This is a genomic window from Pseudosulfitobacter sp. DSM 107133, assembly GCF_022788695.1.
Taxonomy (GTDB): domain Bacteria; phylum Pseudomonadota; class Alphaproteobacteria; order Rhodobacterales; family Rhodobacteraceae; genus Pseudosulfitobacter.
In genome coordinates this window covers 1,441,718-1,457,608 of the sequence record NZ_CP085154.1, presented here as the reverse complement: position 1 = coordinate 1,457,608, position 15,891 = coordinate 1,441,718, and the positions used below count along the sequence as shown (strand labels likewise).

The following is a 15,891-nucleotide window of genomic DNA, read 5'->3' as shown; positions in this document are numbered from 1 at the left end:
TGCGAAAAGCCACCGCAAGACGGGCTGCGGTGGCTTGACGGTTTCGGGTCAGGGCCGCCTGACACAGCGACCCTGCAACACCTTAGCTGCCCGAGGCTTTGGCATCCGCCAAAGTCTTTTCGACCAGATCATACAGCTCTTGCCCCGGCAGGCCCTGCCCTTCCATGTCCGCAATCCATGCGTCGCGGATCGGGCCGGCGGCCTTTTCGCGGAATTCGGCAATAGCGTCGTCGCTGAGCATCACTTTTTCAACGCCCTTTTCTTCCAGAACCGTATCCCAGCGTTTCAGCAGCTCGCCGTAGTTGGCAAGATAGTGGTCAATCGCCTCGGGCACCGAGCTGTCCAGCGCTTCACGCTCGGCATCGCTGAGCGAGTCATAGGCGTCGATATTGACCACGATAGGGCAGTTCACCGTGCCGGGGTTCAGGTTGGCGGTCCACCAGTCGGCCTGATTGATGGTGCCAAAGCTGAGGTGCGCGTGCTGGGCAAAGGCCACGGTGTCGACAACACCCGATTCCATCGCCTGATAGGCCTCGGCGGAGGTTACCGATGTGGGCACAGCGCCGACCAGTTCAAACGCATTGCCAATGCCGCCTGTGGCGCGCACGCGCATGCCGGCGAACTTGGCCAGCGTGTCACGCGGCTCGCCCGTGCCGACAAGGTTGTATTGCGGCATGGGCGAGGTCATCAGCAGCTTGGCATTCCACTGAGCCATCTCTTCGACCGCTGCGGGGTGCGCATAGACAGCGTTGGATACGGCCACCTCTTGTTTCAGGTTTTCAACGCCAAGGAACGGCAGCTCAAGCACGGTAATCACGCGGTTCTTGTCGGCGTGATAGCCCGCGCAGAACTGCGCCATTTCAAATGCACCAATGCTGATGCCATCCAGATTTTCACGGTTCTTGGACAGACCGCCATAGCTGATGTTCATGGTGAATTCACCGTTGGTCTTTTCCGACACCAGCTCGGCCAGCTTTTCGACATGTTCGGTAAAAGCGCGGCGTTTGCCCCAGACGCTGACGTTCCATTCGGTTGCCGCAGCTTGCAGTGCAAAGGTACAGGTCAGCGCGCCTGCAACAGCGCCCAGTGTATATTTGTTCATAATACTCTCCCTTGTGCGCACCTGCGATGGTGCGCTTGGGGTCAGGCTAACCTGCGATCCGCCTTGTGCCAAGACCTTGTTCCCCAGGGTCTGGGCCCACTTCAAAGGGCTTTGACCTGTACCTGACTGGCGGAACCGATTGGCAAGATTTGCAAGGCGTGGCTGTTGCGACAAGGTCAGTGCGCAATCCAGCTGCACGTGATCAAGTCCGAAAGCCGACGCGCGCCAACGACCGGCGCGGCGCCGAACACAACCGTCAGGGGCCACGAAAGAATGTTGCGTGATTCTTCCCTTTTGCGACACCTGCGGCCATTGGGCACAGGGGCAACGGTCGCATTGTACAGGCGCACAGCGGGCCCCGTGCCATGGCGGTGTTCCAGAGTGCTTTACAAGTTTGACATGCAATCGCCCGAAAATACGGGAAAAATGCCGCACACTGCACCAAAATTTACAATATGTTCGCGTTATCGGAAAAACATTTACAGCGAAACCGTTATATTCCCGCAAGTTATTCCCTTCTTTTCACTTCACGGTATTATCACGATCATATCAGGGAGGATGGATCGACATGGGCCAACGTGGCTCGCATGTCACCAGACCTGAACCGACAAAGACCGTCAGGGAGGACGCCACCGATGACAAAAACCCACGCTCCGCACGCTCACATGGTTGCGAATGCACATGTGAACGCTGCCGATTATGACAAGATGTATGCCGCATCCATCGCAGACCCGGCGGCCTTTTGGGGCGAGCACGGCAAGCGCATCGACTGGATCAAGCCCTATACACGGGTCAAGGACGTCTCCTATGACTATGGCAATGTGTCGATCAAATGGTACGACGACGGCACGCTGAACGTGGCTGCGAATTGCATCGACCGCCACTTGGCGACGCGCGGTGACCAGACCGCGATTATCTGGGAACCCGACAGCCCCGACGACGATGCGCTGCACATCACCTATCGCCAACTGCACGCGGCCACCTGCAAGATGGCCAACATCCTGAAAGACATGGGCGTCGAAAAAGGCGACCGCGTGGTGATCTATATGCCGATGATCCCCGAGGCCGCCTATGCGATGCTGGCCTGTGCGCGGATCGGTGCAATCCATTCGATCGTCTTTGCCGGCTTCTCGCCAGATGCGCTTTCCGCCCGTGTGAACGGCTGCGGCGCCAAGGTCGTGATCACCGCCGACGAAGCGCCCCGTGGCGGACGCAACACACCGTTGAAAACCAATGCGGACAAGGCGCTGGCCAATTGCGATGACAGCGTCAAGACGCTGGTTGTCCGCCGCACCGGTGCCGATGTGCCGTGGTCGGACCGTGACCACGACTATAACGCACTGGCGGCCACAGCATCCGATGACTGCCCGCCCACGGAAGTAAACGCCGAAGACCCGCTGTTCATCCTGTACACCTCCGGCTCGACCGGTCAGCCCAAGGGCGTGGTTCACACCACCGGCGGTTATCTGGTCTATGCGGCGATGACGCACCAGATCACCTTCGATTATCACGATGGCGACATTTACTGGTGCACCGCCGATGTGGGCTGGGTCACCGGCCACAGCTATATCGTCTATGGCCCGCTGGCCAATGGCGCGACCACGTTGATGTTCGAAGGTGTCCCCACCTATCCCGACGCCAGCCGGTTCTGGCAGATCTGCGAAAAGCACAAGGTGGCGCAATTCTACACCGCCCCCACCGCGATCCGTGCGCTGATGGGCCAGGGCGACGATTTTGTGAAAAAGGCCGACCTGAGCAGCCTGAAACTGCTGGGCACCGTGGGCGAGCCGATCAATCCCGAGGCGTGGGAATGGTACAACTATGTTGTCGGCGGCGGGCGTTGCCCCATCGTGGACACATGGTGGCAGACCGAAACCGGCGGCCACCTGATGACCCCCCTGCCCGGCGCCCATGAAACCAAACCCGGCGCCGCGCAAAAGCCGTTCTTTGGTATCGAACCTGTGGTTCTGGACCCGACCAGCGGCAAAGAAATCGTAGGCAATGGTGTTGAAGGCGTCCTGTGCATCAAGGACAGCTGGCCCGGCCAGATGCGCACCGTCTGGGGCGATCATGACCGGTTCGAGCAGACCTATTTCAGCGACTACAAAGGCTATTATTTTACCGGCGACGGCTGCCGCCGCGATGAAGACGGCGATTACTGGATCACGGGGCGCGTCGATGACGTGATCAACGTATCGGGTCACCGCATGGGCACCGCCGAGGTCGAAAGCGCGCTGGTCGCTCATGACAAGGTCGCCGAAGCGGCCGTTGTCGGCTATCCCCACGCCATCAAGGGGCAAGGCATCTATTGCTATGTCACCCTGATGAGCGGTGAAGAGCCGTCGGAGGACCTGCGCAAGGAACTGCGCACATGGGTGCGCAACGAGATCGGCCCCATCGCATCGCCCGACCTGATCCAGTGGGCCCCCGGCCTGCCCAAGACCCGCTCGGGCAAGATCATGCGCCGCATCCTGCGCAAGATCGCCGAAAATGATTTTGGCGCGTTGGGGGACACCTCGACATTGGCAGACCCATCTGTTGTCGATGATCTGATTGCCAATCGCATGCACAAAGGCTGAGACATATGACCGAGAGTAAAACCACCAACACTGTTGCCGAAATCGCCCCGCCCGTGCTGATTCTGCTGGGGCCTCCGGGCGCCGGCAAAGGGACGCAGGCGCGGATGCTGGAACAGCGCTATGGGTTGGTGCAACTCAGCACTGGCGACCTGCTGCGCGCAGCGGTGGCTGAAGGGTCCGAAGCAGGCAAGGCCGCGGACAAGGTGATGAAATCGGGCGGGCTGGTCAGCGACGACATCGTCATTGCCATCCTGCGCGACCGTCTGGCCGACCCTGACACCTCCAAGGGTGTGATCCTGGACGGGTTCCCCCGCACCACGGTGCAAGCCGAGGCGCTGGACGCGTTGCTGGCCGAAAACGGTCAGCAGATTGATGCCGCAATCAGCCTTGAGGTGGACGACGAGGCGATGGTGCACCGCATCGCCGGACGCTATACCTGTGGCAACTGTGGCGAAGGCTATCACGACAGCTTCAAGCAACCCAAAGTCGAAGGTGTCTGCGATGTCTGCGGCGGCACCAACATGAAACGGCGCGCGGATGACAACGCCGAAACCGTGGCCGAGCGGCTGGCGGCCTATCACAAGCAAACCGCACCGCTGATTTCCTATTACGACAAACGCGGTGCCCTGCAACGCATCGACGCGATGGGGCCGATCGACGAAATCGCCACCACCGTCAGCCGCGCAGTTTCGCAAGCCACACAAGGGTAATCCGGCACACAGCGGGCCATTAGCGGTCCGTCGCGCCCTTGCCTGCGATGATCTTGTCACGAAACCTGGCGATCCGCTTAATGCGGGTTTCCGGCTGTTTTGCACCGTTCAGATTGATAACATAGCTTTTGCGACGACCCGGTGTCAGGGCGTGAAACGCCTCGGCCAGTTCCGGGTCAGCATCCAGTGCTTCGGCCAACTCGTCCGGCATATCGGGCTCCGAGTGATCCTGCGGCGGCGTGATACCGGCAGCGGCATAGCCCATCGCTTCGCCCAGATAGGCAGTGATGATTGGCGCCATCGCTGCAACCTGTTCGTTTGTGGTAAACCGGATGATATTCGGATGTTTGGTGTTTGGCCCTGCCGGTTCCAGCACGTTGTCGGGGTCTTTCAGCAAGGCCGCATTGAAAAAACTCAGTCGGAAGTCACCGCGAAACGCACCAATCAGCGCGATGTTCTGCCCTGCGTGCAAATAACAGGGGTGTGCCCACTTGACCGCTGGTTCCAGTCCGGCGTCGCAGCACAGCCGGTGCAATGCAGCAAGCCCCTGCCGCCAGGGCATGACGGAGCAGTCTGGCGTATCAAATCGCGCGCAGCGTCCACAGCCCTTGGTGAAAAAATCATCAACTTCGGTGATCATCATAGCATTTTCCTTGATCCGTTCGGGCAGGATGTGCATCCCCTGCCAGGGTAATCTGACAGCTTGTGAATGTGAATCCCCGCTCGGTAACATGCTCGATTTCTTGACGATGCGCTCCGAAAACGGGCGAATATCAGCGTCTTTCAGCCCCGATAACCTATGCATCACGAAGCCGCTTGCCTTAGGACGCGCGCGCGAGAGATCATGCGGCCCGACAGCTTTGCCACTCCGACTGCACCGGATTCAGGATTTTCGTTATGAAACACGCCCCTACCAAAACCTATAGCACCGCCCAGAAACGCCTGCATTGGTCTGTCGTGATCCTTCTTGCTGTTCAGTATCTGTTTTTGGACAAAATGGGCCGGTTGTTTCACCAGACCGTAGACACGGGCAGCCCTGTCTGGACGACAACCTCGACGCTTCACGCGCTGATCGGCGTTGCCCTGCTGCTGTTGGCGCTTGCGCGTCTGGTGCTGCGCCTGAGAACGGGCACGCCGCCCCCTGTGGGCGGCCCTGAACCCGACTGGTCCGAAACAGCGGCCAATGTGACCCATTTCATGCTGTATGCCCTGTTGATTGGCATTCCACTGGACGGGCTGGCCGCATGGTTCCTTGGCAACAAGCCGTTCGCACAAGCGCACGAGATCGGCACAACCGTTCTGCTTTGGATGGTTGGCCTGCATGTGGCCGCTGTCGTGGTACATCAGTTCTGGTGGAAAAGCCCGATCCTGAAACGGATGTTGTAATAGGTTCGCGCCCGGTCGCGCCTCTGTCCCGCCGCATGGTTTTTGCCACGATCGGCGGCCCGTCAGTGATCTGATATGGACACCAACGGCGGAACATGGCACCCGTGACCGGATGAGCGCACGCAACGAAATATTTGCCCCCAGCCCTGAAACCGATGTGGCCCTGCGCCACGCTTTCGGACGGTTTGGCACGGGTGTCACCGTGATAACCACCGCATCCGAGATCGGGCCGCTGGGGTTCACTGCCAATTCATTCTCGTCGGTGTCGCTAAAGCCGCCGCTGGTGCTGTGGTCGCTGGCCGATGCCTCGCGCCGACACGACGCCTTTGCGCGCGCGCAGAATTTCAGCATTCATGTGCTGGCCGATACGCAGGCGGAAATGGCCTTGCATTTCGCCGGCAGGGGTGACGGTTTTGATGCATATGCGCATCAGATCGACCCGAATGGCGTGCCGCTGTTGCAAGGGTGCCTTGCACGGTTCGACTGCACCCTGTTCGATGTTCACAAGGCTGGCGATCACAGCATTATCGTGGGGCGCGTCACCCAGGTGGCCACGTCAACCGGCGGTGCCGGTCTGGCATTCGATCAGGGGCTGTACGGACGGTTTCAGGCATTTTGACGCGCTGACGAATAAGGCTCTGAAACGCAAAATGGCGCGGTTTCCCGCGCCATTTGTCTGTCAGGGGGTGTTTTGCCCCTTTATTTCCAACCGACTTCGTTAAAGATTTTCTGCGCGGCGGGAACATTTTCGGCCACGGCAGACAGATCGACATCATCGGGTTTGAACATGCCCAGCGCGGCGACCGAGGGGCTCAGACCCACACCCGGCACGGCGGGATATTCGTCATTGCCGGCCGAGAAATACTGCTGCGCCTTGTCAGAAGACAGGTATTCAAGGAAAGCCACCGCATTGTCGCGGTTCGGCGCATGGGCAGCAACGCCCCCGCCCGACAGGTTCATATGCGCGCCTTGGGCGTTTTGTGCAGGAAACACCCAACCGATATTCTCGATTGCATCCTTTTCCAGACCCTTGACGTCGGTGCGCAGGGCGCGGGCAAAGTAATAGGTGTTGGAAATCGCAATATCGCATTCGCCCGAGACCAGGCCACGCAGCTGGTCGGTGTCGCCGCCCTGTGGGTCACGGGCAAAGTTGTCGACCATGCCTTGTGCCCAGGCCTTGGCTTTTTCCTCGCCAAAGTTCTCGATCATCGCCGCCAGCAGTGTCTGGGAATAGACGGCTGTGGACGAGCGGTGGCACACCTGCCCCTTGTAAGCCGGATCGGCCAGATCAAGGTAGGTTTGGGGCGGGTTTGCCACTTTGGTCTTGTCGTAAAAAATGATCCGCGCGCGCTGCGAGAAACCGAACCATTCGTTGTCGGCGTCTTGCAGATAGGCGGGAATGCGGTGTTCCAGCACGTCACTGTCCACCGATTGCAACACGCCTGCGTCCTTGGCCCGTTTCAGGCGCGATGTGTCCACTGTCAGCAACACGTCTGCGGGCGAGTTCTGCCCCTCGGCCTGCATCCGCGCGATCAGTTCGTCAGCGTTGCCTTCGATACGGTTGATGGTGATGCCCGTGGCCTCGGTAAAGTCGGAATACAGGCGTTCGTCGGTGTCGTAATGACGCGAGGAATAGAGGTTCAGCTCGCCATCGGCATAGGCCGGAAGCGCCATCAACGTGGCAAAGGCAAGGGTCAGCGGGTGGGCGAAACGCATGGGGGAACTCCTGTTGCGGTAAATTCTGATTAAAACAGTCAGTTACTGAAATCCGTCCCTGCGTCAAGCCTATGCCACAAAAAACGGGCAAGGTGTCGCAGTATGATCTTCTGTGACAGTTTCACCAAGGGCCCCAAAAGATGCTATGATGCGCCCGCACAGCACCCGCCTATTCTATGGGTTGAAATCCGCAACCGTTAGCGCTAACAAGACCTGTAAATCAAGCCAAACGACCATATCCGCGAAGGGAACGCCGCACATGGCCCTCAACCCTAAGATTCAGGACGTCACAGCCCGCATTATCAAACGTTCGCAAGACAGCCGCGCCCGCTATCTGGACAACATGCGCCGCGCCTCCGAAGACGGCCCGCGCCGCGCGCATCTGACCTGTGGCAACCAGGCCCACGCCTTTGCCGCAATGGGCGCTGAAAAGGCCCCGCTGGTCGAGGGCATCAGCCCCAACATCGGCATCATCACCGCTTACAATGACATGCTGTCGGCGCACCAGCCGTTCCAACGGTTCCCCGACCTGATCAAGCAAACCGCGCTGGCCAACGGTGGCACCGCGCAGGTGGCGGGCGGCGTGCCTGCGATGTGTGATGGTGTGACCCAGGGCCAGACCGGCATGGAGCTGTCGCTGTTCTCGCGCGACGTGATCGCGCTGGCGGCGGGCGTGGCGCTGTCGCACAACACCTTTGACAGTGCGGTCTATCTGGGTGTCTGCGACAAGATCGTACCGGGGCTGATCATAGCCGCGGCCACATTCGGCTATATCCCGTCGATCTTCCTGCCTGCGGGTCCGATGCCCTCGGGCCTGCCGAACGAGGAGAAATCCAAGGTGCGCCAGTTGCACGCCTCGGGTCAGGTCGGGCGCGACAAGCTGATGGAGGCCGAGATGGCATCCTATCACGGTCCGGGCACCTGCACCTTCTACGGCACAGCGAACTCGAACCAGATGCTGATGGAGTTCATGGGCCTGCACCTGCCGGGCGCGTCCTTCGTGAACCCCGACACCGACTTGCGCGATGCGCTGACCCATGCGGGCGCCAAACGCGCGCTGGAAATCACCAATCTGGGCAACGATTACCGCCCCGTCTGCGATATTCTGGACGAGCGGACATTCGTGAACGGTCTGGTCGGGCTGATGGCCACAGGCGGGTCGACCAATCTGGTGATCCACATCATCGCGATGGCCCGCGCCGCCGGCGTGCAGCTGGACCTGCAAGACCTGTCCGACATTTCCGACGCAACGCCGCTGATGGCGCGGGTCTATCCCAACGGGCTGGCCGACGTGAACCATTTCCACGCGGCGGGCGGGCTGACCTATATGATCGGCGAACTGCTGGACGCGGGCCTGCTACATCCCGACACGGTGACGGTGATGGGCGATGGCCTGCAAGATTATTGCAAAGAGCCCAAGCTGATCGACGGCGAAGTGCGCTGGCAGGACGCCCCGCGCCAAAGCCAGAACGACCGTATCCTGCGCCCCGCCAGCGATCCATTCGCACCACAAGGCGGGCTGAAGCAACTCAACGGCAATCTGGGCCGTGGCGTGATCAAGATTTCCGCCGTGGCGGACGAACACCAGCTGGTCGAGGCCCCTGCCCGCGTGTTCCACGACCAGGAAGAGGTCAAGGCCGCGTTCAAGGCGGGCAGCCTGACCGATGACTGCGTGATCGTGGTCCGCTTCCAGGGTCCAAAGGCGAACGGCATGCCGGAACTGCACGCGCTGAACCCGCTGATGGCGGTGATGCAGGGACGCGGGCAAAAGGTGGCCTTGGTCACCGATGGCCGCATGTCCGGCGCGTCGGGCAAGACCCCCGCCGCGATCCACGTCAGCCCCGAGGCACTGGACGGCGGGCTGATCGCCAAAGTGCGCGACGGTGACATGATCCGGCTGGACGCCAAGGCAGGCACGTTGCAGGTTCTGGCCGAGGGAATCGAAGACCGCGCCCCCGTGACCGCCGATCTGAGCAGCAACACCAACGGCGTGGGCCGCGAGTTGTTCGCCATGTTCCGCGCCAATGTGGGTGGGGCCGACACCGGCGCCGCCGTGGTCGTTTAAGACGTAACAGGAGAGACACAATGACACCCCAAGACGCCAGCGCCGCCGCCCTGCGCATTGCGCAAATGGCTCCGATCATCCCGGTTCTGGTGGTCGATGACGCCACTCACGCCGCGCCGCTGGCCCGCGCCCTTGTGGCAGGTGGGCTGCCCGCGCTTGAGGTTACCTTGCGCACCCCGGCAGCCCTTGAGGTGATCCGCGAGATGGCGGGCGTTCCGGGGGGCGTTGTGGGAGCTGGCACCCTGCTGACCCCTGCGGATGTGCAAGCGGCAAAAGACGCAGGCGCGCAATTCGGTGTCTCGCCCGGTGCCACCGACCGGTTGCTGGATGCCTGCGAAGAGGCCGACCTGCCCTTGCTGCCCGGCGCGGCCACCGCATCAGAAGCCATGCGCCTGCTGGAACGCGGCTATACGATGCTGAAATTCTTTCCCGCCGAATCCTCGGGGGGGGCCGCCGCCATCAAGGCCATCGGCGCCCCCATCCCGCAGGTGATGTTCTGCCCTACAGGCGGCGTCAGCCCGGCCAACGCCGCCGACTATCTGGGCCTGTCCAACGTGGTCTGTGCAGGCGGATCATGGGTGGCGCCCAAAGACATGGTGTTGTCAGGCGACTGGGACGGCATCACAGAACTGGCCCGCGCGGCATCGCAATTACAGCGCTAGGGTCGTTTGATAGCCTTCCTTGGGCGGATCATGGCTGTGTTCGAATGGATGGGCCGATACCACCAGCCCCGCCAGACACATAAGACCAACAGCGCCTTGGCGTTTCGCCGCGCCAAGTGCACTGCGATCACAGCAGAAACTACATTACAAAACCTGCATAGCGCATTGTTTTTAAATAGAATTCTGAAAGTGGTGCGGGCGGTGGGACTCGAACCCACACGGGCACAAGGCCCAACAGATTTTAAGTCTGGTATGTCTACCATTCCATCACGCCCGCAGCGCCCTTATCCCTAGGGGCTGCGGGCGCGGTGCTCAAGAGGTTTTCAAATATCTTTGCCCGGCGCGGCAGGTGGCTGTGGCCCCAGCGGCGCGCCAGGGGCGATCAGTGCGCGCTCGGACAGCCACGGATTGTTCGCCAGCGCTTCCAGCATCTGCGCACGCGCTTCGGCCCGTTGGCCCAGTTGCATCAGGGTCAGCGCCCGCCCCGACTGGGCCGCAACATGATCGGGAGACCGCGCCAGTGCGGCGTCCAGATCGGCAAGCGCCTTATCGTAATCGCCTTGCAGATAATAGACAAACGCCCGCTGGTTCCAGCCCTCGGCATAGGCAGGACAATAGGCGATCAGCCGGTCAAAATCCGCCTTGGCCCCCAGAAAGTCAAAGCTGTCGCGCCGCGCCATACCGCGGTCCAGCACCGCCTGCGCCTCGGCGTCGGGCGCGCGCAGATAGACTTTCCATAATCCTTCAGCTGCCCCGCGCGCGGCAGCCTCGGTCGGGGCTGCGCGGGCCGCATCGAAAAGCGCCGCCAGTTCGTCGGAATAATCCCCGGGCGGCGGACAGTCCTCTGCCCAGGCGGGCAATGCCAGCCATAGAGCGCATGCAGATGCCATCAGCAGTTTCATGGGCAAAAGGTTGACGCAAGACCGCCCTGCGTCAAGTCACATCTGCGAGAACCGCCTCTTTCACCGCCTCCATGGCGACATAGGTCGACGTCGAGGCAACAAAGGGCAATTGCGATATCGTCTCGCCCAGAAACTGGCGATAGTCAGCCATATTGCGGGTGCGCACCTTGAGCAGATAGTCAAAATTACCTGCAATCATATGGGCCTGCTCGATCTCTGGCACCTTGACCACCGCCTGATTGAACGCTTTCAGCGCACCTTCGCGCGTGTCGGTCAAACGTACTTCGACAAAGGCGACGTGGTCCATGCCCAATCTTATGGGGTCAAGCATCGCACGATACCCCAGAATAACACCGTCTTTTTCCAGCTTGCGCAGCCGCGCCTGCGTCGGCGATTTCGACAGCCCGATGCGGTCGGCAAGGTCCGTTACACTCATCCGTCCATCACGCGCCAGTTCCGACAGAATCGCGCTGTCGAAACGGTCCAGCCCCACCCGATCATATTTCATGAGAACCCTCTGCTTTTCAGTCTAAATTACCGACATATGTTTTCATTATAGTCAATTCGCCTTTCAATCCAGCGATACAATGGAACATCTGCCAAAAGGATATGCCATGGCCCGCGACACTGCACATTCCCTGCGTCACCATATTGATGCTGCCACATATACCAACCAGAACGCCGTGCTGGACGCACTTGTTACCTTTGCCAATCTTGGCGAAGCCGACCGCGCGGCGATCACCGCGCGTGCGGCCGGCTGGGTGCGCCAGATCCGCGCCGCCGCAGATCCGGGCCTGATGGAGAGTTTTCTGGCCGAATATGGCCTCAGCACCGACGAAGGCATTGCCCTGATGTGTCTGGCCGAGGCGTTGCTGCGTGTCCCCGATGCCGACACCATCGACGCGCTGATCGAAGACAAGATTGCTCCCTCGGACTGGGGCACGCACCTTGGCAAATCGACCTCGAGCCTTGTGAACGCTTCCACCTGGGCACTGATGCTGACAGGCCGCGTTCTGGACACCCGCCGCCCCGGCCCTGTGCGCCAGTTGCGCGGTGCGATCAAACGTCTGGGCGAGCCGGTGATCCGCACCGCCGTGGGCCGCGCCATGAAGGAAATGGGCCGCCAGTTCGTGCTGGGCGAAAACATTACATCGGCGATGAAACGCGCGGCTGGAATGGAGAAAAAGGGCTATACCTACTCCTATGACATGCTGGGCGAAGCTGCCCGCACCGAAGCCGACGCCAAACGCTATCACCTCAGCTATTCGCGCGCGATTTCAGCCATTGCCATCGCGTGCACGCAGGGTGACATCCGCAAGAACCCCGGCATCTCGGTCAAGCTCAGCGCTCTGCACCCGCGCTATGAGGTCGCGCAGGAAGAGGCGGTGATGAATGACCTTCTGCCGCGTCTGCGCAGCCTTGCCCTGCTGGCAAAATCCGCAGGCATGGGTCTGAACATCGACGCGGAAGAGGCCGACCGCCTGTCGCTGTCGCTGGAACTGATTGACCGCGTGCTGGCCGAACCTGCATTGAAAGGTTGGGACGGTCTGGGTGTGGTGGTTCAGGCCTATGGCCCCCGCGCGGGCCGTGTGATCGACACGCTTTACGACATGGCACAGACCCATGACCGCCGGATCATGGTGCGTCTTGTGAAAGGCGCCTATTGGGACACCGAGATCAAGAAAGCGCAGGTCGAAGGGCTGGACGGCTTCCCCGTCTACAGCCAAAAGGCCGCAACGGACGTGTCCTATATCGCCAACGCGCGGCGTCTGCTGGGCATGACCGACCGGATCTATCCGCAATTCGCAACCCATAACGCGCACACCGTTGCCGCCGTGCTGCACATGGGCGCGGATCCCGAAACCTTTGAATTCCAGCGTCTGCACGGCATGGGCGAAGCGCTGCACAATATCGTCATGGCCGATGCGGGCACCAACTGCCGCATCTACGCGCCGGTGGGCGCGCACCGCGATTTGCTGGCCTATCTTGTACGACGTCTGCTGGAAAACGGGGCGAACTCGTCCTTCGTCAACCAGATCGTTGACGAAGACATCTCGCCCGAACAGGTGGCAAGCGATCCGTTTGACGCGCTGCCCTTCCCCGGCCCGAAGATCCTGCGCGGCACCGAATTGTTCCAGCCCGAGCGCCCAAATTCGCAGGGCTATGATCTGGCCCATGCCCCGACGCTTGAAGCTATCGACGCCGCCCGTGATCCGTTGCGGGGCAAGACGTGGCAGGCGGCTCCGCTGCTGGCAACAGACGTCGCCAAGGGGGCGACACAGAACGTTAGCAACCCCGCCGATCCGTCCGATGTGGTCGGCACGGTCCAACCGGCAACATCTGCCGATGTGACCGCAGCCTTTGACGCCGCAAAGCTGTGGGATGCACCGACGCCCGAACGCGCAGCGATCCTGAACAAGGCCGCCGATGCGCTTGAGGCCAATACGGCACCGCTGTTTGTGCTGCTGACGCGCGAAGCGGGCAAGACCCTGCCCGACTGTGTGGCTGAACTGCGCGAAGCGGTGGATTTCCTGCGCTATTACGCAGCCCAGGCGCGCGCCGAGACCAAGCCCGCAGGCACCTTTGTGTGCATCAGCCCGTGGAACTTTCCGCTGGCCATCTTCACCGGCCAGATTGCCGCCGCTCTGGCCGCAGGCAACGCAGTGCTGGCCAAACCGGCCGAGCAGACCCCGCTGATTGCCCATCTGGCGGTGACGCTGATGCACGAGGCGGGCGTGCCGGCCCACGCGCTGCAACTGTTGCCAGGTGGCGGTGACGTTGGCGCGGCGCTGACCTCGGATGCGCGCGTCGGCGGCGTGGCCTTTACCGGATCGACCGCCACCGCACTGAAAATCCGCAGCAGCCTTGCACAGCACGCCGCACCCGGCACGCCGCTGATCGCGGAAACCGGTGGATTGAACGCGATGATCGTGGACAGCACCGCCCTGCCCGAACAGGCTGTTACCGCAATCATCGAAAGCGCCTTTCAATCCGCAGGCCAGCGCTGTTCGGCCCTGCGCTGTCTTTACATCCAAGAGGACATTGCCCCCGCCTTTACCAAAATGTTGACCGGCGCGATGGACGCGCTGGTGATGGGTGTGCCGTGGGAAATCAGCACCGATGTGGGCCCAGTAATCGACGAGGCCGCCCGTCAGGGCATTGCCGACCACATCGCCACAGCCCGCGCCGAAGGCCGTTTGTTGCACGCCCTGCCGACGCCGCAGACAGGCACCTTTATTGCCCCCACCCTGATCAGCGTGAACGGCATCGAGGACATGACCCGCGAGATTTTCGGGCCGGTCCTGCACATTGCCACGTTCAAATCCGGCCATATCCACCGGATCATCGCAGACATCAACGCCACGGGGTACGGGCTGACCTTTGGCCTGCACACCCGTATCGACGACCGCGTGCAATTCGTGTCGGACCGCATTCTGGCCGGCAACGTCTATGTGAACCGCAACCAGATCGGCGCGATTGTCGGCAGCCAGCCCTTTGGCGGCAACGGCCTAAGCGGTACAGGGCCAAAGGCCGGAGGACCCGACTATCTGCTGCGGTTCTCGGCCGCTGCGCAGGCGCAAGCGCTGGACGATTGGGACAATGCCGCGCCCCAGCCGCTGCCCGCCTTGCGCGCGCAGCCATCCGAGAAAGTATCGGAACACACCATGCCCGGCCCCACCGGCGAAACCAACCGGCTCAGCACATGGGCCGGTGCGCCGGTTCTATGTGCCGGTCCGGGGGCCAAGACGGTACAGGCGCAAGTGCAAGCCGTCGAAGCGCTTGGCGGGCGTGCACTGGCGGCGACGGGTCCAATCGACCCTGCCGCACTGGCTGTCGGCCCCGCCTATTGCGGCGTGATCTGGTGGGGCGACAGCGACACCGCAACCGCCCTGAACCGCGCGCTGTCAGCGCGAGACGGCGCGATCATGCCGCTGATCACCGGCCAGCCCGACGTGGGCCATGTGCTGTGGGAGCGCCACCTGTGCGTGGACACCACCGCCGCAGGCGGCAACGCGGCGCTCCTGGGCGAAGTGGCCAGGGACCCCGCACCCTAGGCGCGCCCAACAACCCGCACCGCGCCGTCGTCCAAAAAGACGGCGCGGGCGAACAGATCCAGATCCACCGGATTGGGCAGCCGCACGTCTTCCCAGTCCGGCGGCCCGCCGTTATCGGCAAAGTCACGGTCAATCTGCGCAATCAACACCACGACCACGCCGCTGCGCCGCGCAAAATCCGCCAAGGCGGCCACCTGCGCGGCCAAAGGCGGCAACCGGCGGTCCTGATCCGGTATTTGCAGGTAATCAACCACGGCCACGCTGCCCCGGGGCGCATCCTCCAGGGCGGCGATGATGTGATCGGCGCAAATCGCATCCGACGTATCCACACGCAAGCCGCGCGCCTGCGCCACATCCACGCCAACCTCGGCAAAGCGGTGCGCGACCTCGGCTTGCGTCCACTCCAGCGAGAAAAACGCTGCCGCGCGCCCCGTCGCAAGTGCTGCGCCGCACAGCTCCAGCCCCAGCAAGGTCTTGCCCTGTCCGGGTCGCGCGCCCAGCAGAACCAGATCGCCCGCCTGCATCTGCTGCAACACCCGCACCGCTGGCCGCTGGTGCGCATGATCCGCCGCCAGCAGGCTCCAATGGGCAAAACCCGCCTCGCGCGCCACAAGATCCAGCGCCACATGCAAAGCCACGCCTTTGTCCCGTGCCAACCGGCGCGCATCCCGTTTCAGTCGAAAAATCGGTATCGTCACTTTCATCACATTCCCC

The 15,891-nt window shown here is 61.7% G+C and carries 13 protein-coding genes and 1 tRNA gene; 7 read left to right on the top strand and 7 right to left on the bottom strand.

The window, feature by feature from the left end:
- Positions 1-82 precede the first annotated feature (82 nt).
- Positions 83-1,102 carry a C4-dicarboxylate TRAP transporter substrate-binding protein gene (locus tag DSM107133_RS07220; protein ID WP_114291626.1) on the bottom strand — a complete coding sequence of 340 codons (1,020 nt, stop codon included), beginning with the start codon at positions 1,100-1,102 and terminating at the stop codon, positions 83-85.
- A gap of 635 nt (positions 1,103-1,737) precedes the next feature.
- Here DSM107133_RS07220 and acs point away from each other — a divergent pair.
- Together acs and DSM107133_RS07210 are read left to right on the top strand one after the other, a co-directional pair.
- Positions 1,738-3,681, top strand: coding sequence for an acetate--CoA ligase (gene acs / locus DSM107133_RS07215; protein WP_114291627.1), 1,944 nt, complete (start codon positions 1,738-1,740; stop codon positions 3,679-3,681).
- Positions 3,682-3,686: 5 nt separating this feature from the next.
- The gene (locus tag DSM107133_RS07210; protein ID WP_114291628.1) at positions 3,687-4,391 is read left to right on the top strand and encodes an adenylate kinase; all 705 of its coding nucleotides are present in this window, start codon (positions 3,687-3,689) and stop codon (positions 4,389-4,391) included.
- Between the two features lie 19 nt (positions 4,392-4,410).
- Here the strand turns inward: DSM107133_RS07210 and DSM107133_RS07205 are convergent, their stop codons facing one another.
- Positions 4,411-5,034, bottom strand: coding sequence for a YdeI/OmpD-associated family protein (locus DSM107133_RS07205; protein ID WP_205387732.1), 624 nt, complete (start codon positions 5,032-5,034; stop codon positions 4,411-4,413).
- Positions 5,035-5,288: 254 nt separating this feature from the next.
- On the opposite strand from DSM107133_RS07205, the gene DSM107133_RS07200 reads away from it, so the two are divergent.
- Both DSM107133_RS07200 and DSM107133_RS07195 read left to right on the top strand, forming a co-directional pair.
- Positions 5,289-5,777: a cytochrome b/b6 domain-containing protein gene (locus tag DSM107133_RS07200; RefSeq protein WP_114291629.1), complete on the top strand. Its 489-nt coding sequence runs from the start codon at positions 5,289-5,291 to the stop codon at positions 5,775-5,777.
- 112 nt (positions 5,778-5,889) lie between these two features.
- A complete protein-coding gene (locus tag DSM107133_RS07195) occupies positions 5,890-6,396 on the top strand; it encodes a flavin reductase family protein (RefSeq protein ID WP_114291630.1) in 507 nt (168 codons plus the stop codon).
- 80 nt (positions 6,397-6,476) lie between these two features.
- On the opposite strand, the gene DSM107133_RS07190 is transcribed toward DSM107133_RS07195, so the two are convergent.
- Positions 6,477-7,493 carry a Fe(3+) ABC transporter substrate-binding protein gene (locus DSM107133_RS07190; RefSeq protein ID WP_205387733.1) on the bottom strand — a complete coding sequence of 339 codons (1,017 nt, stop codon included), beginning with the start codon at positions 7,491-7,493 and terminating at the stop codon, positions 6,477-6,479.
- A 259-nt stretch (positions 7,494-7,752) separates the two neighbouring features.
- Here DSM107133_RS07190 and edd point away from each other — a divergent pair, with 259 nt between their 5' ends.
- Positions 7,753-9,558 carry a phosphogluconate dehydratase gene (gene edd / locus DSM107133_RS07185; RefSeq protein ID WP_114291631.1) on the top strand — a complete coding sequence of 602 codons (1,806 nt, stop codon included), beginning with the start codon at positions 7,753-7,755 and terminating at the stop codon, positions 9,556-9,558.
- 20 nt (positions 9,559-9,578) lie between these two features.
- Positions 9,579-10,220: a bifunctional 4-hydroxy-2-oxoglutarate aldolase/2-dehydro-3-deoxy-phosphogluconate aldolase gene (gene eda, locus DSM107133_RS07180; protein ID WP_114291632.1), complete on the top strand. Its 642-nt coding sequence runs from the start codon at positions 9,579-9,581 to the stop codon at positions 10,218-10,220.
- Between the two features lie 190 nt (positions 10,221-10,410).
- On the opposite strand, the gene DSM107133_RS07175 is transcribed toward eda, so the two are convergent.
- From DSM107133_RS07175 to DSM107133_RS07165, 3 genes are all read right to left on the bottom strand, one after another.
- Positions 10,411-10,497: transfer RNA gene (locus tag DSM107133_RS07175), tRNA-Leu, on the bottom strand.
- 46 nt (positions 10,498-10,543) lie between these two features.
- A complete protein-coding gene (locus DSM107133_RS07170; protein ID WP_114291633.1) occupies positions 10,544-11,122 on the bottom strand; it encodes a tetratricopeptide repeat protein in 579 nt (192 codons plus the stop codon).
- A gap of 31 nt (positions 11,123-11,153) precedes the next feature.
- On the bottom strand, positions 11,154-11,630 hold the full coding sequence (locus DSM107133_RS07165) for an Lrp/AsnC ligand binding domain-containing protein (protein ID WP_114291634.1): 477 nt from the start codon (positions 11,628-11,630) through the stop codon (positions 11,154-11,156).
- Positions 11,631-11,736: 106 nt separating this feature from the next.
- Between DSM107133_RS07165 and putA the strand changes: the two genes are divergently transcribed.
- Positions 11,737-15,177 carry a bifunctional proline dehydrogenase/L-glutamate gamma-semialdehyde dehydrogenase PutA gene (gene putA, locus DSM107133_RS07160; RefSeq protein WP_114291635.1) on the top strand — a complete coding sequence of 1,147 codons (3,441 nt, stop codon included), beginning with the start codon at positions 11,737-11,739 and terminating at the stop codon, positions 15,175-15,177.
- On the opposite strand, the gene DSM107133_RS07155 is transcribed toward putA, so the two are convergent.
- On the bottom strand, positions 15,174-15,881 hold the full coding sequence (locus DSM107133_RS07155) for a DNA helicase (protein WP_114291636.1): 708 nt from the start codon (positions 15,879-15,881) through the stop codon (positions 15,174-15,176). The genes putA and DSM107133_RS07155 overlap by 4 nt on opposite strands.
- Between the last annotated feature and the right edge of the window lie 10 nt (positions 15,882-15,891).